Source organism: Micropepsis pineolensis (assembly GCF_055392125.1).
The window spans coordinates 3,265,774-3,284,511 of record NZ_AP042408.1; the positions used below are offsets into that span (position 1 = coordinate 3,265,774).

The 18,738-nt window shown below is 56.1% G+C and carries 13 protein-coding genes; 3 read left to right on the top strand and 10 right to left on the bottom strand.

What is annotated here, in order from left to right:
- Nucleotides 1-61: 61 nt before the first annotated feature.
- Nucleotides 62-793: a hypothetical protein gene (locus ACZ5RI_RS14485; RefSeq protein ID WP_464513910.1), complete on the top strand. Its 732-nt coding sequence runs from the start codon at nucleotides 62-64 to the stop codon at nucleotides 791-793.
- A gap of 44 nt (nucleotides 794-837) precedes the next feature.
- Here the strand turns inward: ACZ5RI_RS14485 and ACZ5RI_RS14490 are convergent, their stop codons facing one another.
- From ACZ5RI_RS14490 to ACZ5RI_RS14505, 4 genes are all read right to left on the bottom strand, one after another.
- The gene (locus ACZ5RI_RS14490) at nucleotides 838-2,016 is read right to left on the bottom strand and encodes an amino acid aminotransferase (protein WP_464513911.1); all 1,179 of its coding nucleotides are present in this window, start codon (nucleotides 2,014-2,016) and stop codon (nucleotides 838-840) included.
- Nucleotides 2,017-2,200: 184 nt separating this feature from the next.
- Entirely contained in the window at nucleotides 2,201-3,883 is a 1,683-nt protein-coding gene (locus ACZ5RI_RS14495; RefSeq protein ID WP_464513912.1) for a hypothetical protein, read from the bottom strand.
- Nucleotides 3,880-5,883: an amidohydrolase family protein gene (locus tag ACZ5RI_RS14500; protein ID WP_464513913.1), complete on the bottom strand. Its 2,004-nt coding sequence runs from the start codon at nucleotides 5,881-5,883 to the stop codon at nucleotides 3,880-3,882. Before ACZ5RI_RS14500 ends, ACZ5RI_RS14495 begins: the two co-directional genes overlap by 4 nt.
- 628 nt (nucleotides 5,884-6,511) lie before the next feature.
- Nucleotides 6,512-7,465, bottom strand: a complete 954-nt coding sequence (locus ACZ5RI_RS14505) for an ornithine cyclodeaminase family protein (RefSeq protein WP_464513914.1) — start codon at nucleotides 7,463-7,465, stop codon at nucleotides 6,512-6,514.
- A gap of 314 nt (nucleotides 7,466-7,779) precedes the next feature.
- Here ACZ5RI_RS14505 and ACZ5RI_RS14510 point away from each other — a divergent pair, with 314 nt between their 5' ends.
- A complete protein-coding gene (locus ACZ5RI_RS14510; protein ID WP_464513915.1) occupies nucleotides 7,780-8,262 on the top strand; it encodes an Lrp/AsnC family transcriptional regulator in 483 nt (160 codons plus the stop codon).
- On the opposite strand, the gene ACZ5RI_RS14515 is transcribed toward ACZ5RI_RS14510, so the two are convergent.
- The gene (locus tag ACZ5RI_RS14515; RefSeq protein WP_464513916.1) at nucleotides 8,259-9,230 is read right to left on the bottom strand and encodes a 2-dehydropantoate 2-reductase; all 972 of its coding nucleotides are present in this window, start codon (nucleotides 9,228-9,230) and stop codon (nucleotides 8,259-8,261) included. The genes ACZ5RI_RS14510 and ACZ5RI_RS14515 overlap by 4 nt on opposite strands.
- 333 nt (nucleotides 9,231-9,563) lie before the next feature.
- On the opposite strand from ACZ5RI_RS14515, the gene ACZ5RI_RS14520 reads away from it, so the two are divergent.
- Nucleotides 9,564-11,627: a dipeptidyl-peptidase 5 gene (locus tag ACZ5RI_RS14520; protein ID WP_464513917.1), complete on the top strand. Its 2,064-nt coding sequence runs from the start codon at nucleotides 9,564-9,566 to the stop codon at nucleotides 11,625-11,627.
- Nucleotides 11,628-11,696: 69 nt separating this feature from the next.
- On the opposite strand, the gene ACZ5RI_RS14525 is transcribed toward ACZ5RI_RS14520, so the two are convergent.
- The 5 genes from ACZ5RI_RS14525 to ACZ5RI_RS14545 all read right to left on the bottom strand — a co-directional run bounded on the left by ACZ5RI_RS14525 (nucleotide 11,697) and on the right by ACZ5RI_RS14545 (nucleotide 18,572).
- A complete protein-coding gene (locus ACZ5RI_RS14525; RefSeq protein WP_464513918.1) occupies nucleotides 11,697-13,862 on the bottom strand; it encodes a WD40/YVTN/BNR-like repeat-containing protein in 2,166 nt (721 codons plus the stop codon).
- Nucleotides 13,863-13,970: 108 nt separating this feature from the next.
- On the bottom strand, nucleotides 13,971-15,410 hold the full coding sequence (locus tag ACZ5RI_RS14530; RefSeq protein WP_464513919.1) for an efflux transporter outer membrane subunit: 1,440 nt from the start codon (nucleotides 15,408-15,410) through the stop codon (nucleotides 13,971-13,973).
- Complete coding sequence (locus ACZ5RI_RS14535; RefSeq protein WP_464513920.1) at nucleotides 15,397-16,275, bottom strand: efflux RND transporter periplasmic adaptor subunit; 879 nt, start codon at nucleotides 16,273-16,275, stop codon at nucleotides 15,397-15,399. Before ACZ5RI_RS14535 ends, ACZ5RI_RS14530 begins: the two co-directional genes overlap by 14 nt.
- 22 nt (nucleotides 16,276-16,297) lie before the next feature.
- Complete coding sequence (locus tag ACZ5RI_RS14540) at nucleotides 16,298-16,522, bottom strand: DUF1656 domain-containing protein (RefSeq protein ID WP_464513921.1); 225 nt, start codon at nucleotides 16,520-16,522, stop codon at nucleotides 16,298-16,300.
- On the bottom strand, nucleotides 16,515-18,572 hold the full coding sequence (locus ACZ5RI_RS14545; protein ID WP_464513922.1) for an FUSC family protein: 2,058 nt from the start codon (nucleotides 18,570-18,572) through the stop codon (nucleotides 16,515-16,517). The genes ACZ5RI_RS14540 and ACZ5RI_RS14545 overlap by 8 nt, the downstream gene beginning before the upstream one ends.
- Nucleotides 18,573-18,738 lie beyond the last annotated feature (166 nt).

Here is an 18,738-nt window from a genome sequence, read left to right on the forward strand (position 1 = left end):
CACGCAGCGATGGGGGTACATAGACAGGCCTGTTCTGGCCGAAGATGTGAGGTTTTAAGACATGAAACGCCTATTCGCCGCCCCGATTTTTGCTGGCCCCGTCCTGATGGGGCTTTTGGCCCTGGCGGCCCCGGCCTATGCTACGCCGACAAGCCCGGTCGCCGCCGTGGAGCAGCCGCAAGACGTCCAGACAACGGACATTGACGGTTTCCGTTCGGCCAAATTCGGCATGGACGAAAAGGCTCTGCTGGGTGCCATCGCCACCGATTTCGGCATTAAGGCCAATCAGGTCCAGCATGAAATCCACCCGCTGGAAAAGACCGCGATCCTCAGCGTCAAGGTTGACAACTTATTACCCGATACCGGACCGGCCCTGGTTTCCTATGTGCTGGGCTATCGCAGCCATAAACTGATTCAGGTCAGCGTGCTGTGGCATCAGGTCAATGGCAGGGCGGTGGCCGCCGCGGCCATGACGTTGCGCGATTATTTCCGCAGCCTGCCGCTGGTGCCGGAAAAGACCGTAATCGATGGCAAGATGCAGGATGGCAGCGTGTTGGCCTTCCGTGGCGTCGATGCCAAAGGCCGCATGGTACTCGAGGTATTCTCGGCTGGTCAGACAGGTCAGGCCGAGCAGCCGGCTGTAGCGGAAAAGGGTGCCAAGAAGGCAAAAGCGGAAAAAGCCCCGGCGGAGAAGGATAAGAAGGCTGAAGAGCGCCCCGACGTCTTACGGCTGCTCTATATTGAATCGCCGGAAAATCCCGACACATTTCATCTTAAGCCCGGTGAGTTCTAAATAGAAAAAATCCCCCTCATGATCCCCATGAGGGGGATTTTTTATCAGATCACCGCGCGGTATGCCGCCACGAAATGGGGAATGTTCGCCGCCGTCAAACCGGCCACGTTGATACGCCCCGACGACGCCATATAGATCCCGAACTCGCTTTTAAGCCGTGCCACTTGCTCGCCCGACAGCGGCAGCAAAGAGAACATGCCGCGCTGCGTACCGATAGCGGCAAAGGCCGCATCGGCTTCGACCAGCTGGGTGCGCACATCGGCGATACGACGGCGCATCATCTCGACCTCGGCATACCAGTCGTTACACAGCCGGGCGTCATCCAGAATAGTCTGCACCACTGCACCGCCATGATCGGGCGGCATCGACCAGTTGGTGCGCGCCAGCGCCAGCAGGTTAGAGAACACCGTTTCGGCCACCGCCGCATTGGTCGCCCGCACAAACAAGGCGCCGACCCGTTCGCGATACAGCGCAAAATTCTTATCGCAGGAATAGGCCACCAGCACCTCATCGCAACGGCGCAGGAACTGACGCGTCACCGCCCCATCGGCATCAAAGCCGTCGCCCAGGCCCTGATAGGCCAGATCGATCAGCGGAATAAGACCACGTTCGGCCACCAGATCCGCCAGCACGGTCCATTCTGCCGCCGTATACCCAGCCCCGCTTGGGTTATGGCAACAGCCGTGGAACAGCACAATGTCACCCGCCGCCGCCTTTTGCAGCGCAGTGACGGTTTCCTCAAACAAAACTTTCTGTGTCTTCTGATCGAAAAACGGATAGCGGCAAACCTCGACACCGGCCGCGGCGGCCAGCCCATAATGGTTGGGCCAGCTTGGCGTGCCGACCCACAGCTTTGCGCCGGATTTCGACGCAGCAATCAAATCCAGCGCCAGACGCAGCGCCCCAGTACCACCCGGGGTCTGAATCGCCATGGTGCGCCCATTGGCTTCGGTGCCGAGCACCAGCGTCTTCAGCGCGTGAGCATAAGCGATATTCCCCTCCGGCCCGAGATAGGATTTGCTGGTCTGTCGCTCGAACAGAATGCGCTCGGCCTTCTTGACCACATTAAGAACGGGGGTATTACCCGCGACATCGCGGAAAACGCCGACGCCGACGTCGATTTTTTCGGGGCGCGGATCGCTGCGATATTCGCCGATCAGCTTAAGCAGGGGATCCGCCGGTTGGGGCTGGAAATGGGCAAAGAAACTGTTGTGTGACGTCATAGCCTGACCTGTCGAATATGAAAGAAAGCACCCGCCATCATAGGACAGTCGGGGGGAATTATTCTGTCGCGTTTAGCGCATCAGGCAGGCCCCACGAAAGTTTTTTCCCGGTTTAAAGATAGCAAAAAACAAATTTTGCTGAAATTTACGCGCCCCAAACTGATCCGTTCAGAGCGCGCCACCGTCATAAACGGCAACCGGCTTCCGGTATGGCAGGCAGCCGCACCCACTGATAGCCGGTGAGCATGCGCCCGCGCGGGGCAAAGTGAAATTCGATGACGTTACCGTCGCGTTCGATCGCCACCATCATAGGCTCTGCCGCATTTTCCTGCGCGGTATCCAGCGGCGTCGCCCGCACGACCACATCACCCTCATTAAGGCCGGATTTGGCCGCCGGGGAGCCCGCCTGCAGCCCCTTGATCACACGGGGCTGCTGCATCAGGCTGGCCATATCAAAGCCAAGTTCAAAAGCCGGCATTTTTTCCGAAACACGGGTAAAGCAGGGGCCGAATGCATTGGATGGCAGCATCAGTTGTTTGCCCGCCAGCATCGCCGTGTTATCGGCCACCACCTGCGGCCCAAGATCCCGGGTCAGCAGTTTCAGCCAGGCATCAACTGTCACCGGCTGGCCCGCATTACGCGCGGCGATAAATTCGTGCATCACCGTATCGAGGTTGCGCTTGCCGCCGGTTTTCGCTTTCAGCTCAGCATTGACCAGATCCATATAAAGCCCACCGCGAACATAGGATTGCAGCCGCGCCCGCGCATCGGTCCAGAAGCTGGCGGTAGCTTCCTTCATCGGCATATCGCTGCGCAGATTGCTGTAATAGGTCCGCGCCGTTTGATTAACGTCAGCGATATAGGCGTTGCTATCGATCATACCGGTCATGAACAAAGCGCGGCTTTGATACGACACCGCAAGGCCTTCTTCGTACCAGCTTTCGGGATCAAGCCCGCCCATAAAAACATGGACCATTTCATGCGCGGCAAGATTCTGCACCTCAGACAGCGGCGTATCCTTCATAAAGGTCGCCATCAGTGCGCCGGGCAGCTCGGTACCACTGATCCGGCTGATCTGACTGCCGCGCAGCAAAACCGTAAAATCATGTTGCTGCGGCGGACCAAACAGGGTGAGCATGTTGCCATAGACCTTGCCCGCCCATTGCAAGAGCATCATCTGGTCATAAGGCGTGTCGGCAGTCGAAGCAGCATGGAACGGCCCGCCGGTTTCTGGCAGGCGTTGCAAACGCCCCGCCATAAAATAGGTACTGCGCAACGCCTCGGTCGTGATAGGGTTTTGCGCCGCATCCGGCGACAAACTGCTGATGGCATCCGCACCACGGGGCAGCGCCGACAAATCCCAGTTCAGGGTGACGTGATATTTCGTATCGCCATCTGGCAGTAGCAGGAAGGTGTTGCCCGCCGCACTTACCCCGCGTGTTTCAGACCGCACTTCCCACGAGGGGCCGGGCAGCATTTCATGCGAAACCGCTGCGGTATAACGAATTGTTACCATCCCTTTTGTTGGCCGCGATGGCGTCCAGATTCGCACGTTGGCGCCAAGCGGGGTGGCCTCATCGGTTTTGCGCAACCCGGACGACATCGTCAGTGTCAACGGACCGGCATCATCCTGCGCCGCAAGCGGGCCGATACGATCCGCAATATGGAACAATGGCCCCAGCGTTTCCGATACGGTGAGCGGTGCCAGCGGCGCACCATCCGTATCGAAACGGGTTTCCACTGCCACAGCAGAAACAACGCCATCCAGCATGACAGGCTTTAGCCGAACATGGATTGCGGGATTACCCTGTGCAGCGGCAAAACTGCCCAGCAAGGCCAGAAGACTGCAACTGGTACGAAAAGTCATTTTGCTTTTTCCGATGGGGCCACAACGGGGGGCGGCGGCGCAAAGGGCACAATGCCATAGGCCTGATAGATTTCGGACGGATAATAAATCGTGCCGCTTTTGACCACCATACGGATCTTATCAAGTTGCGTCAGATCCTGCGACGGATCGCCCGGCACCAGAAAGAAATCAGCCTGTTTGCCACGGGCAATGGTGCCGAAATTCTGGTCGCGGTTAAGATAGGCGTCGCAATCATATGTCGCAATGCGCAGCGCCTCGGCCGGGGATATGCCAGCTTTCGTATAAAGTTCCAGCTCGCGATGCAGCGTGAAACCATTGGCCGCATCGGTTCCCGGCCATAGCTTTATGCCCGCGTTATGGAACAGTTCCATTGTCGCCAGCACCTTACGAAACGCTTTATCATACGTCGCTTTTTCCGCATCATCCTTGAAGTTGACATAGGAACGCTTCTTGTAACGCTGTACCCCAATCGGCAGATGATCGATATAGGCCGCCGCATTGGCAGGCACCTCCCCGGCGCGGCTCATCATCAGCTGCTCAACAATCGAGATCGTTGTATCCCAGCCAACATTATGCTGACGCATCAGATCCAGTGTGTGCTGCACCGGGGCGCTGTTCAGATCCAGATCGGCGGCACGGGCCATCGCCGTCAGCCGCAAAGGGGTACGCGTATCCTCGCCGGGTTTGAGCAGCCAGCCTAGCATGAGCTGATTGACGTGGGTAATCTCGTTATACCCGGACTCGATCATCTGATCCGGCGTGGCAAAAGCCGGGACATGGCCGACCACATGCAGACCCAACCGATGCGCCTCGGCTGCCAGAGGCGCAACAAAGGCTGGGTTCATCGAATTATATATCTTGATCTGATTATAACCACGGTCGGCATACCAGCGCACGGCCCGCAAGCCTTCGTCCAGCGTCGCGATCACAATACCGTCACGTGCAGAATAGGGACTGCGCCCTTCGATAAAGCCAGACGGAATGATATGCGGCCCGATCAGCGCGCCACCGTCAATCGACCGCATCATGGCCTGTAAGTTGACATTATTATTGCCCAGATCACGCACCGTGGTTACGCCACCCGCAATCAACAACGGCCCATCCCAGGCAGAGACATGAGCGTGCATGTCGTGCATGCCGGTAACCAGCGTACCACCCTGACCATCAATGATGGTTTCGCCATCAGTAACCGCCGGTGCACCATTGGGCTCGACCGTGGTGATACGGTCGCGATAGATTACAACGGCGGACAGTGGGCCAACCTGCAATGTCGCCGGGTCAAAGATATGGACATTACGAATGCGCACCGGGCCATCATAGTGGTGAGCGGTCTGCTGCTGCAGCCGCTGTAACCGCTCCAGCGAGAGATCCTCACCTAAGGCAACCAGCTTTGCCGCCTCACCCTCATACCCCTGACGCACCACCAGATCGGGTGACACGGTGGCGAACAGCCGACGCTGACGATCCAGCAGAATGACATCCGGTGTCATATCAATGCCGCTTAAGATATAGGCATCAACCGTAATGGCGGTTTTACCACTGCCAAGCGCAACGCTGCGGATTTTTTCAACTGTAATGCGGCCTGTTGGCAAAACATCCAGACGTTGCCCCGGCGCACGCAATGCCGCGGCAGCATAGAGCGCCAGTGCCCATGGGTTGGTGTCATTGGCAATATAAAGCTTAGGGGTGGCGCGTTTTTCCTCGCCATGATCGGCCTGGCTGGTCCAGCGTTGTACGCCATCGGCCCACTGCATCTGCTCATGCACCGTCCCGCCCATCAGCGAGGTGCCATCAATCGCCCAACGCAGTGGTACCCCATCCTTGCCAAGCTGAATTGTCTCGTGATGTTTGGGGCCACGACCATTCTCGTCGATATGATAATCAACATCGACAGAGCTGCCGTTGTGCTTTACCAGCACATAACCGACATCTTCCCCATTGGCGATGGCACTGAATTTCTCAGTCTCCGTCGCAGACGATGCCACACCGGTCGTAGCCATTGCAGGCGTCAAAGCAATAAACGCCATTATGGCAAGAGCAGAATAAGTACGTCGCATAACCATCTCCACCGGGTGCTTAAGGCTGCCGACACGCAAACCGGGCGCACATATTAGATGTACTAAACTTCCACCCAAGTTTGGCGACTGTCCAGTATCCGATCGTGCGTTACAGCATGCCGTGGCTTAATAGCGTGTATAATCGCCTTATTTTATCTCCACAGGAACGCATTCCAGCTTCAAAGTTGCATAGAATATCAGCAGTCATTTGGGGCACAGAAGCACGATTGACTGCAACCGCAGGAGTACTATATCCCAGACCCGTGCGAAAAAATAATTCAATACAACGATTAGTAATGCACAGGATAGCTGAGCCATGCGGTAAAATCGGATCTTGCGCAAAATTCATCTGCAATACCCCCCGAACGACGCAAATTACGCCAGCAGATGAATGTTAAATCATCCGCATGCACGACAACGCCCCTACACACCGCAATACAGAACGCGAAAAGACACAACCAAAACAAGAACAGCTATCTATAAAACAGCTTGATTATCGGCCTTACACGGATCACTGCATGAAATTAGAGCAGCGCCTGAACAGAAACTGTGCCTTTGCCAATTGCCAATGCTATTTATACAGATGCTCATACAGCCAGGCCGATGCCGCAATATCCTGCACGGCATGGCCGAGCGATTTGTACAGCGTGATTTCATCGCCATTACAGCGGCCAGCACACGTTCCGTTCAGCACCGCACCAATTTCACCCAGAATGTGATCATCGCCGATAGCCCCGGCGTTTTTGGCTTCGAGAAATTCCGCGCCATGCAGCAGGACGTGCTCACGATGGTCGACGAAAAAGCGGCTGTTCACCACCAGATCACAATCAATCTCACGTGGCCCCGGCGTGCTGGAGCCGACGACATTGACATGCGCCCCGGCCGACACCCAGGCACCATGCAGAACCGGTTCGACCGCTGGTGTCACGGTACAAATGATTTCGGCCCCCTGCACAGCGCTTTGCGCATCCTCCGGTGCCATCACGCGCCAGCGCCCGCTGGCATTCAGCTCCTGCGCCATGGCCGCGGCCCGCGCGGGCACCATGTCCCAAACCCGAACCTCACGTAATGGGCGTACCGTGGCGATGGCTTCGATATGGGCACGGCCCTGCTTGCCGCAGCCCAGCACTGCCAACACCCCGGCATCATGGTGGGCCAGCGCATCGGTGGCCACAGCACTGGCGGCAGCGGTACGGATTCGCGTGACCTCCTCACCATCAACCAAACAGACCGGCTGACCGCTTTCCTGGGAAAACAGCACGATCATGCCGGCATGCTGCACCTGGCCAGCCGCATTGGGAAAAACACTGACCAGCTTGGCACCAAAATAGCCGCTACGCCGATCAGCGGCAGGCATTAGAGCGAAAATATGCCCGGGCTTGACCGGCACGAAGCTGCGCAGCAGCTGGGCGACATCTCCCCCCGATAAAGACTGCATCGCCTCACGTACCACGGCGATCGCAGTTTCAAAGCTTAAATTGCGACACACCGTTTCGCCGTCAATCAAAGGCAACTGATTCATCATTACTCCCAACCATGTGCGGGCCCCACAAGCAATCTGATCGCTCGGTTCACGGCTGTAAATGGATGTTTAAGGCGCTGTCGGCATAAAAAAGCGACCAACACAGTCTATGCGCTCCGCACACGCCGCAATTGTACAACGGGATGTATAATCTAAAATTATACCGATACACGCATTATTAATGTGTATCATTTATAGGTCTTTCAGGCATATATTCATCATCGGAACCCGCCATTGATCGCATTGCATGTGATATTCTTGACGGGCTCAGCCAAAACATCTTTTATGCAGCACCCACGCTATGGCGGACAATTTCTATGCGCGACGCATTGGACAATATTGACTATAAAATCCTCGCTCTGATGCAGAAGGATGCCTCACTTTCGACCGCCGAGCTGGCGGAAAAGGTTGGGCTGTCGCAATCGCCCTGCTGGCGCCGGGTCCAGCGCCTGCGCGAGGAAGGCTATATCAAAGCCCAGGTCGCCTTGGTTGATTGGCAGAAACTCGGCTTTCTGATGCAGGTTTTCGCCCAGGTCAAAATGTCGACACAGGCCGATAAACAGTGTGAGGATTTCTTTCGCGCCGTCGCCGAGATCCCCGAAATCATGGAATGTTACACCCTGTTCGGCGAAAAGGATGTCATGCTGAAGGTCATTGCCCCCAGCGTGAAATGGTATCAGGACTTTGTCTTTTCGACGATTCTGAAGCTGCCCGGCGTGCTCGATATTCAGTCCACGGTGACGCTGCTCGAAGCCAAATACACCACCGCAGTCCCCCTCAAAGTCCGCCCCACGGTTTAGACGGCGCGGGCGGATTCGCTTTGGTCATTGGCCGCAGCCAACGCCACCGGCGCGGGGGCCGACTGCAGCGATGCATCCAGCGCCGCAATCAGGGCGTAAATCGCCATATTGTACGGCGCGTCAATGCCATAACGCTGCGCCAACCGCACAATGGTGCCGGTCAGATGCTCATATTCCAACCGGTTGCCAGCCATGCGGTCATAGAGCATCGAGGTGCCGCCCTTGGGCGATAATTCGGTACAATAGTCGGCAATCCGCGCAACCTCTTGCGGTGTGAAATGCGCGCCTGCGGCATTACCAACCAACGCCGCTTCACGAATAATCTGTGCCGACAGATCGCGAATGGCCGGATCACGAAACACCCCGAAACGTTGCATGGTCAGCGCAGTAATCGGATTAAGCGCCACATTACAGATCAGCTTGCGCCAAGCCGCCGTGATGAAATCCGCCTGCGGATGAATATCAATACCGCCCGGTGCCAGTAAATCAACCAAAGCGGCGGTATTATCGGTCTGCGGCACTTCCAGCTTGGTACCAAAGAAGTGCATCACATGACCACGGGCCACCCGCTCCGCTGAAATATAGACAATCGAGGGGATCACCACCGCCGATCCCACCAGCGGACGGACGATTTCCACACCATCAACGCCGTTTTGTAGCAGCACAATGCGGGTATTCGGCCCGACCATATGGTCGAACCAGCCCTGAGCCCCGGGAGTGTCCTGGGTTTTGGTGGCGACGAAGACCCAATCCATCACCCCAGCCGCTGCCGGATCGGTGATAATATCGGCAGGCACGATATAGGCGTTGCCATCATGTTCGACGGTCAAATGGTCCAGCGCGGTCCGCACACACAGACTTAATCGGTGCCCTGCCCGGGCCAGCGCCGCGGCAACAACGCTGCCGATTGCACCGGCACCGATAACAGCCACCCTGGCAATCGGGGCAGAACCCTCTTGAGCACGCATGGCGCACACCACCTTGACTTCCATCTACGGCAACAAAATATCGCCGAATTAGAAGATTTTCTTTCCCTTCTAGGGGCTTGAGTGGCGTAACAGCAGAATGACTATGCACACAATAACATATAGGCGCATAATTTATCCCACCACTCTAAAAAGCCGTCAAAAAATGCCAAAAGGGTGGGCGTGCCTAAGCTCGCGGCAATTTGTTCGGGGATTATCATCCTCCATGCCCCCGGCGGCCTTTTCGCCAGCGGCCGCTGGCACTAAACTGCCGCCCAGCACGCGCAAAAAACATTGCGCCCAAAGTCCCTTCACGAAACATTCGGGATACGCCTGATGAAATCTTGGTACAGCCTGCCACTTGCCCTTTTGCTGGCCCTGCCGGCAACGGCCTATGCCGCCAATGCCCAATCGGCTAAAATCTTCGACGCCAAAATGATGGCGACGATGGACCGGCTTGATGATCCGCATTTTTCCCCCGACGGGCACTATGTGCTCTATTCCCTGCGCCAGGTCGATTATGCCGCCAACAAGGGTGCCCTGTCGCTGTGGCTGCTTGATGTAAACAGCAAAGCGGCGCGACGGCTGGCCATTTCGGAAGGCGGCGCCTCAAGTGGCCGCTTCTCCCCCGATGGCAAAAGTATCTATTTCCTGTCGTCGCGTGCCGGCGGCGTAACCCAGATTTTCCGTACCGATATCAGCGGTGCCAGCGCCGAACAGGTCACCAACCTGCCACTGGGTGTCGAGGCATTCAAAATAGCCCCCGACGGCAAAAGCCTGGTGATCGCACTGGCGGTCTTTCCTGACTGCCAGACACTGGCCTGCACCAAGGAAAGGCTTGACGCCAAGGCGGCAAACAAAAGTGCCGGTCAGGTCTATGACCGCCTCTTCGTGCGCCATTGGGATACCTGGGCCGATGGCACCCGCAATCATCTGTATGCAGTTAAACTCGACGACGCAGGCAAGGCTGGCGAACCAGTGGCGCTGATGACCGGTTTCGACGGCGACAGCCCGACCAAACCGTTTGGTGGCGACGAAGATTTCACCATTACGCCCGACAGCAAATCGGTGGTCTTCTCGGCCAAATGGGCCGGTAAGGACGAACCGTGGAAAACCAATTTCGATCTGTGGCGCGTACCACTGAACGGTGGGGCCAAGCCCGAAGACCTGACGACCGCCAACAAGGCATGGGATGCCGCCGTGGCGTTTTCTGCCAATGGCCATTGGTCCGCCTGGCGGGCAATGAAGCGCCCCGGGTTCGAGGCGGACCGTTTCGCCATTATGCTGCGCGATGAAAAAAGCGGGACCGTGCGCGAACTGACGGCAGGCTGGGACCGTTCCGCCGAGAGCATCGCCTTTGCACCGGATGGTAAAACGCTCTACGCCACAGCCGAAGACATGGGTCAGGACAAACTGTTTGCCATTGATATTGCCAGTGGGGCCATCCGCGCACTGACCGATCAGGGCACGGTAAGCGCCTTTGATGTTGGCCCCAAAGGGATCGTCATTGCACAGAGCAGCCTGAAAAGCCCGAACGAGCTTTACACCCTGCCGCTGAACGGCGGCGCAGCGGTACAGATCAGCCATGTCAGCACCACGGCGCTGGGCGGCGTGGCCTGGGGCGAGCCGGAACAGTTTTCCTTCCCCGGCTGGAACAAAGAAATTGTCCACGGCTATGTCGTCAAACCGGCGAATTTCAAAGCCGGTAAAAGCTATCCGGTGGCGTTCCTGATCCATGGGGGTCCGCAAGGCTCGTTCGGCAATGGCTGGAGCTATCGTTGGAATCCGCAGGTTTATGCCAACGCGGGTTATGCCGTGGTGATGATCGATTTCCATGGTTCAACCGGTTACGGACAAGCCTTCACCGACAGCATCAGCCAGCATTGGGGCGATCGCCCGCTGGAAGATCTGCAAAAGGGCTGGGCCTATGCACTGGCGCATTATCCCTATCTCAACGGTAACAAGGCCTGCGCATTAGGTGCATCCTATGGCGGCTACATGATCAACTGGATCGCCGGTAGCTGGAACGAGCCATGGAAATGTCTGGTCGATCATGACGGTGTGTTCGATGCCCGTGGTATGGGCTATGCGACCGAAGAATTATGGTTCGACGAATGGGAACATGGCGGCACCTTCTATGACAAGCCGGAAGCCTATGAAGCGTTCAATCCGGTAACCAAGGTGAAGAACTGGAAGAAGCCGATGCTGGTCATCCATGGCGGCCACGACTTCCGCATTCCGGAAGCGCAGGGTCTGGGCAGCTTCACCGCGTTGCAACGTCAGGGCATTGAAAGCAAGCTGCTCTATTTCCCCGACGAGAACCATTGGGTGCTCAAGCCGCAGAATTCGGTGCAGTGGCACACCGAAGTTTTAGGCTGGCTGGATCGCTGGACGAAATAAAATTCCAGCAGACAAAAAGAAAACGGGCGGTGATATCACCGCCCGTTTTATATCCGAAAGGAACCGTGATTACGGTGTGCCGACCATGATGCCGCGGCCGTGCGGTGCCAGATAGAGCGTACCGAATTTCCGCATATCGCCGGCAATGGCGCGGAAAGTGCCGAACTGATGGGCATCGTCATTGATACGGACCCAATTGGCCCCTTCATCATCCGAACGCCACAGACCTTCCTTGCCCTTGACCTTACCCCACAGGTAGATCGCCGGATAATCGCCCACTTTGGCAGGCGCACCGAAACTGACAGACCAAGCTTCGGTCACCGCTTTGACATTGCTGACCGGGGTGGCAGAATCCTTCGAATGGAGCAGACCATAGGGCGCTGCCAGCCACAGATCACGCATCCGCCCCGGCACCACGGCCAGTTGGGCATTCTGCCATCCTTCAACCTTGGGCAGGCCACCAACGATGGTTTTGAAGCTGGCCCCACCATCGACACTGATCAGGATGGTCGTGGTCGTGCGGTCAAAGACATAGAACACACCATCGATCGCTTTATCCGAGACCGGGGTCAGCACCAGATCATGGTTGCTCGGCCAACCCGTCACCGGCTGCCAGCTCTTACCCAGATCCTTTGAGTAATACGCCCCATCCTTTTCCGGTGCCCATAACAATGACGACGCCTTGGCCGACACCGCAATCACGCCGGGGCTGCGCCACGCTTCGCCCTGCGCCAGAGGCTTGTACGGCGTGCTAGGCAGCACATTCCAGCTTAACCCACCGTCGGTGGAATAGAGCCCGTGTGTCGGATCATTACTGGTGGACCGCACCAAAAAACTGGGTTTCAGCCCGGCATAATCGATACCGAAATTGGATTCGGTCACCGGCAGGAACAGACTGTTGACTGGTGTTTTGCTCGCATCCGACCAGCCCGCACCGCCGACATCAGCCATTGCCACCAGCACCTGAGCCCCGGCGGTGGGCGAGACCATCTGCATGGTGGCGGTTTCTTCAAAATTGGCCGCAGCAAAATCAAAACCAACCTTGGCAGCGCTTCCGGCCACAGTCAGATTTTTGCTTATCCACAAACCATAGCCGGTGCCATAGATCATTTCGTTCGGGTTGAAGGGATTGAGCTTCACATCCGAAATCCAGTGCCCCATACGGTCTTCACCACGCATGAAGCTGACCAGCCAGGGATAGGCCGATGCATCGTGATGCGATTTATCGCCCAGCGTTATCCAGTGCGCCCCGCCATCTTTGGAGAGAAACACATCGTCACCCACCGACCAACGGTCGAGCGAGGATACCGCCACCGTACCATCGGTCCCGACATCAATACCGGAATAGCCAAAATTCGTGCCCGGAACCGGTGAAACCTCATGCCAGGCGCCGCTGGCATCGCGTTTGTAAACTGCGCCACGCACCGCATGGCTCGGATTGACCGCGCCTTGACCGTCGCCACTGGCAAAGGTGACATACAGCGCGCCATCAGCGGCAAACACCGCCCGTTGAGGCACCATATCGGGGGTACCGGCCACCGGCTTAAAGCTGCCACCATCATGGCTGACCAGCAGCGCGCCCTTATCATCGGCATTGCCGATATAAACGTCGCCGTTTTTCGGATCGATCAGCACCAGCGAAACCGATTTGGCCGCCGAGCTTTCTTTATAAAAATATTTGCCGCCGTCGGTGCTTTTCCACAATCCGTCCTGACTGGTGCCAAGATACAGTGTGTCACTATTCTTCGGATCGACCACCAGCCGCTCGCCGGTGCCACGACCATCCCAGTTACCGCCAAGATGCAGGTTCAGTTCGGTCTTCTGCCAGGTTTTACCCTGATCATCAGAACGCAGCACCGCGGCTTTACGCGCCCAATCGGGCAGATAGAGACCACAGGCGGCATAAAGCTTTTGGGGGTTGTTAGGATCGACGGCAATGGCCAGCACGCCCATCAGATCGCCATCGGCCTTGTTTAAATGATCAAGCAAAGGTAGCCAGCGCTTAGCGGCATAGTCATAACGATACACCCCACCAACGTCCGTACGGGCGTACAGAATATCTTTCTGCTTGGGGTGATAGAGAAAACCATCGACATAGCCGCCCGCACCAAACGGCACGGTCTGCCAGTGATAGCTTGCGGCATCCTCAGCCGGTGCGCTGGCAGGCAGCGCTAGACTTAAGCCAGATAGAAAAGCGGCGAACAGGCCCGCCCGCCACGATTTTGTAATGGCCATGAACATTTCTCCCCACGAGAGCCTTTTGTCACGACCAAAGGGCTACACCGGGGCGCGTTCCGGCGCAATTGACTAAACTTTTGCGCCGGAAAATTATCGGCGGATCCGCTACCAGCCACCACCCAGGGTATGAAAAAGCTCGACCTGACCATCGAGCAGACGGGCATCACTGTCGGCTAGCTCCTGTTCAGCCAGCAGATAGTCACGATCCGCCTCAAGCCGGGCCACCACACTGGCGCGCCCCAGCTTCTGCAGTTCATCGGTATCGTGCCGATAACGTGCCCGGCTTTCGACCGCCTGACGCAGCTCGGCGTTACGCTCCAGATCACGGGAATAGCCCGACAGCGCAATCTCAGTATCGCGCAAAGCCGCCAGCACGACCTTGTCGAAATTGGCATAGGCCGCATCCGTCCCAGCCTCGGCCTCGCGAATGCGGGCGCGCGCCGCGCCCTGGTTGGGGAAATTCCAACTGATCAGCGGACCAAAGGAATATTTATAGGTATCGCTGTGCAGGAAATAGCGATCCAGTCCAAGCGAACCTCCCGACAACCCCAGCACGATTTTTGGATACAGATCTGCGGTGGCCACACCGATTCTGGCCGTGGCGGCGTGCAGCTGATCTTCGGCTTCACGCACATCGGGACGGCGGCGTAACAGGGTGCGCCCATCGCCGGTGGGGATCGGCTGGTCCAGCACCGGGGGGCGCTGGCAAGCCATCACTTCCGGCGGCAACTGCCCAGGCAGCAGACCGATCAGCGCCGCAAGGCGATATTCGGCGGCTTTCTTTCGCGCATCGAGCACCGGAATGGAGGCCCGCGTACGCGCATCCTGGACCGAGAACAAATTGTGGCTGGAGGGCAGACCACGCCCTGCGGCAATCATGCGGTCGTTAAGTTCGCCAAGCTTGTGCTGTGTCTTACTGATATCGGTAGCGATGGTAATCTGACGGCCACTGGAGCACGCCTCCAGATAGGCCCGGGTGGTTTCAGCGATAATCCCGATACGAACCGTATCATATGCCGCCTTGGATGCTGAAACACTGGCATCCGCCGCTTCGACGGCGCGCTGCACTTCGCCGAACAGGTCAATCTGATAAGACAGCGAACCCTCGATATCATACGTGAAAGCCGATGACAGTGGCGAGCCAAAGATCAGATGTTCTTCCGCCGACATCTGACCGTAACCCGGCGCCGCCGAGATTTTCGTCTGCGGCAATTGCTTATCCTTGGTCTGGGACAAAATGGCCTGAACCTTACGGATATTGGCCGATGCCATTTTCAGATCAGCATTATTGCGTAAGGCATCTTTGATCAAACCATCTAGGACCGGATCGTTATAGAGATGCCACCACATGGCCGGCGGCTCATTTCGCGCGAAGCTGCCAGAGGCGGCCTCCTGAAATGCCGGGGCCGCGTCGGCCTTATTGATCACCGCAGCAGGGGGGCGGGCATAATCCGGCCCCTGAGTACAGCCACCCAGTACACAACCAAATGCGAAGACCAGAGCAAACCGCTTCATCGCGCCATCGCCATGCTTATTGTTTTGCATTTACGTTATCCTGCAAAATCTCGACCGCAGCCGTCCGGCCCAGAACCAGATCAATATCGGCGGGGCGTTCATCAATCGCGATACGCACCGGAATCCGCTGGGCCAATCGCACCCAGCTGAACGTCGGATTGACATCGGCCAGCAGATTGCCACCGGTACCGCGATCCCGATCCTCGATACCACCTGCAATGCTGGCGACATGCCCCTGCAAAATCCGGCTATCGCCCATCAATCGAATACGCACTTTATCACCAACATGAATGCGCTGCAGCTTGGTTTCCTCAAAATAGCCATCGACGTGAATGGAGCGCAGATCAATCAGGGCGAACACGGCTTTACCCGCAGTGGTATAAGCCCCCGGCACCAAATTCAAATTCGAAATTTTGCCATCAACCGTTGCCCGCACCGTCGAACGGTCGAGATTGAGTTTCGCAGTATCCACATCCGCTTCGGCCTGACGCAGCTCGGCACTCAGCACATCGGCAGTTTCCTGGCCCTTTTCCCGCTCCTCGGTAGGAACCAATGGCCCCAATGCGGTATTGCGGCGAACCACCCGCGTGGCCTGTGTCAGGGCAGCCTGTTTTTCGGCCAATAACGCCTGAGCATGTTTAAGCTCCAAGGCAAAGCGCAGTTTATCAATCTCGAACAGCACGTCGCCTGTTTTTACGCGCTGGTTATCATGGACGTAAACATGACTGACCAGCCCGGAAACATCCGGCGCAACCAGAACGATATCAGCCCGTACTTTACCATCAGGCGTACGGGGGTAGACCTCGTAATACCGCCATAGCGTGATAACAAAAAATATCGCAATCAACAGCGCACAGCTGGTGATGGCAACACTGCGTATTAGCGACCATTTCATGAGCCATCTCCTCGAGCGTGAATTACTGAAATAAACTGGTCAGCACATCCGGGACCAGCAGACATACCACCACGCCATATATGACAAGGAATAACGCAGTATCAAACAAACCGTAATGCCAGACCAGACGATACAGATTGAAACGATTAAGCAACAAAGCCACCGGCCTGATGACGGCAAAGCTTAGTATTAGAGCCAGCATGTAGGGGTGCAGATAGATACCCCAGAAATCATATTGTCTAATCATGCCAGTTGATCCCGTACATATATTCCCACGCGTCCGGAAACAGATTACAGCGTAACCCGGTCAGCGAATTGAGAATGGTTTCTTTAAGTTTGTTCGATGGCAGTCCTGATAACGTGGCAATCTGCGCATCTATTTTTTTCAGGATGACTTCAGAAGGCGGCATATAAGCCCCTTCTTTGACGAGATCGGCAAAATACACACCGATTAGGCGCAACAAGTCACGCACATCCGAAAACTGCTCTGGTGCCAACCGTTCTGCCGCACGGGACAGGCGAATAATATTCAGCCCTACCCGCAATTCCTGCATTGCGTTGACAGACTTATACTGTTTCGAGCCACGAATTGCCCCGACATACGGGGCCATCAGACCAATGCGATCGACCATCAGGCTGGTCCACACCGCAGTACTGACCCGCCTGGTACCCAATGCCAGTCGGCTGATATCCGTCCAGGTGGTCTGCAACGACTTGCCGATATAGCGTTGGGCATCGTAATGGTGCAAAATACTGGTCACGGCAATAACGGATGCGATACCAACGAACTGCGCGATACTGCGGTTGATATAACTTTGAATGTCAGGGGCGAAATGCTCGGTCAGTGTCAGGCTCACACAAAAATTGGCCAGAAACGCCATATACTGAATACCGACCACTGGCCGGGCCAGCAAAATTCCACCAACCAGCAGTACCGGACTGAACGCCAGAGCCAGCGTCGCAAAGCTGTGGGTTTGTGGTAAAATGGCAAAAAGATAAATTCCGGCCACAATACTGGCAAGCAATGCCTGATACAAAAAAGATTTCTGTGCCATAACCGGATTGGCCCGACTGACAAAAAAACAATACACAACCGCTGACATCATGACCGCGACGGAGCCATCTGGCCAGCCAGTCGCGATCCAGATCATGCAGCCCAAAAAAACAATTGCGACGGCACTGATCGCAGCACGCCAGGCGGCCCCATAATCGCGGTGCAGAACCCGATTGCGATTGACCGGCCTTAAAGGCCGCGACGTATTAGCGTTTTCCGTATACGTCGCAAACTCATGCACTTTGAGCCGACAGGACGCATACACATCAATCAGGTCAGACAGACGAACCATGATGTTGTACAAAATCAGATCATGCCAGGATGGCACCCCCTTTAGGTGCTTTAATTCAAGGCATTTTTTTTGCAATGCAATTTTTCCGCTGTGAACATCCACAACCGGCGCATCGAGCCAATCCGCAATATCCTTGAGTAACGTTTCCAGATGTTCGGGAATAGCCGATTTGTCTTCGAGCCGCTTAAAGCGGTCCGATACCCCAGTAATCAACGGAAAAAGCTGAATAAGTTTTTTTTGTATTGCAACAATGCTGTCCTGCACCTGCTGTGGTTCATGCACATCGAACGGAATATGGGTTGAAAGCAGATACAGATCGGTGATCCCGGCGGCCAGACGAATGCGACCGCGCCGGTGTACAGCATCTTTTTTGCGGTTCAGTGTGTCGGCAAGCCATATCCGCAGATCGGTCAGAATATCCTTAAACTGAAATGTCAGGGATTTGCGTAAACTGCGCGGGAAAAAAATCGTATGAATAAGCGTTGAACATAATACACCGACGCCAATTTCCTCAAACCGGGCAATCGCCACATCAAAGGATGTCAGCGGCGCACTGACTATCGGAAAGCCAATCACCGCAGTGGTAAATCCTGCCAGAACAAACAGATATGATCGTGGTGTACGATCCAGCATAGCAAAGAACAGACACAGCCCCACCCACAATGCGATGGCTAAGGACAGAATAATGGGGGAATTAGACAGTGGCGGAACAAGCAAAACCATCGCAGCGGCACCGGCCAGTGTACCAAAAAGCCGATATACCGCCCGCGAGCGTACAGCACCGCTAAATGGCTGACTGGTGACATATGCCGTCATCATCGCCCAATAGGGACGCTCGAGATCGCAGAAAAATGATATATAGAGCGCCAGCATGGCCGCTACGAAGCAGTTCAGCGAAAAAGTAATCTCGCTAAACCCGAAAGGCAGAGTGAATTTCAGTTTTCTCAGCATGCCCCCTCCGCATGCAGATTAAAACCGTCACACCGATCTATCGCGCAGGTAAATGCCACCCGACGCGCAGATGAGAAATTTTGCAGTGACGAATTACACCCCATGGCAGGCATGCACATTCTGGTCCCAAACAGGCAGATTCCACCGGCGAGGCTCTCACATCAAA

Coding starts and splice junctions, on each gene's coding strand:
- ACZ5RI_RS14485 (WP_464513910.1), top strand. CDS start 62: ATGAAACGCCTATTCGCCGCCCCGATTTTTGCTGGCCCCGTCCTGATG.
- ACZ5RI_RS14490 (WP_464513911.1), bottom strand. CDS start 2,016: ATGACGTCACACAACAGTTTCTTTGCCCATTTCCAGCCCCAACCGGCG.
- ACZ5RI_RS14495 (WP_464513912.1), bottom strand. CDS start 3,883: ATGACTTTTCGTACCAGTTGCAGTCTTCTGGCCTTGCTGGGCAGTTTT.
- ACZ5RI_RS14500 (WP_464513913.1), bottom strand. CDS start 5,883: ATGGCTACGACCGGTGTGGCATCGTCTGCGACGGAGACTGAGAAATTC.
- ACZ5RI_RS14505 (WP_464513914.1), bottom strand. CDS start 7,465: ATGATGAATCAGTTGCCTTTGATTGACGGCGAAACGGTGTGTCGCAAT.
- ACZ5RI_RS14510 (WP_464513915.1), top strand. CDS start 7,780: ATGCGCGACGCATTGGACAATATTGACTATAAAATCCTCGCTCTGATG.
- ACZ5RI_RS14515 (WP_464513916.1), bottom strand. CDS start 9,230: ATGCGTGCTCAAGAGGGTTCTGCCCCGATTGCCAGGGTGGCTGTTATC.
- ACZ5RI_RS14520 (WP_464513917.1), top strand. CDS start 9,564: ATGAAATCTTGGTACAGCCTGCCACTTGCCCTTTTGCTGGCCCTGCCG.
- ACZ5RI_RS14525 (WP_464513918.1), bottom strand. CDS start 13,862: ATGGCCATTACAAAATCGTGGCGGGCGGGCCTGTTCGCCGCTTTTCTA.
- ACZ5RI_RS14530 (WP_464513919.1), bottom strand. CDS start 15,410: ATGCAAAACAATAAGCATGGCGATGGCGCGATGAAGCGGTTTGCTCTG.
- ACZ5RI_RS14535 (WP_464513920.1), bottom strand. CDS start 16,275: ATGAAATGGTCGCTAATACGCAGTGTTGCCATCACCAGCTGTGCGCTG.
- ACZ5RI_RS14540 (WP_464513921.1), bottom strand. CDS start 16,522: ATGATTAGACAATATGATTTCTGGGGTATCTATCTGCACCCCTACATG.
- ACZ5RI_RS14545 (WP_464513922.1), bottom strand. CDS start 18,572: ATGCTGAGAAAACTGAAATTCACTCTGCCTTTCGGGTTTAGCGAGATT.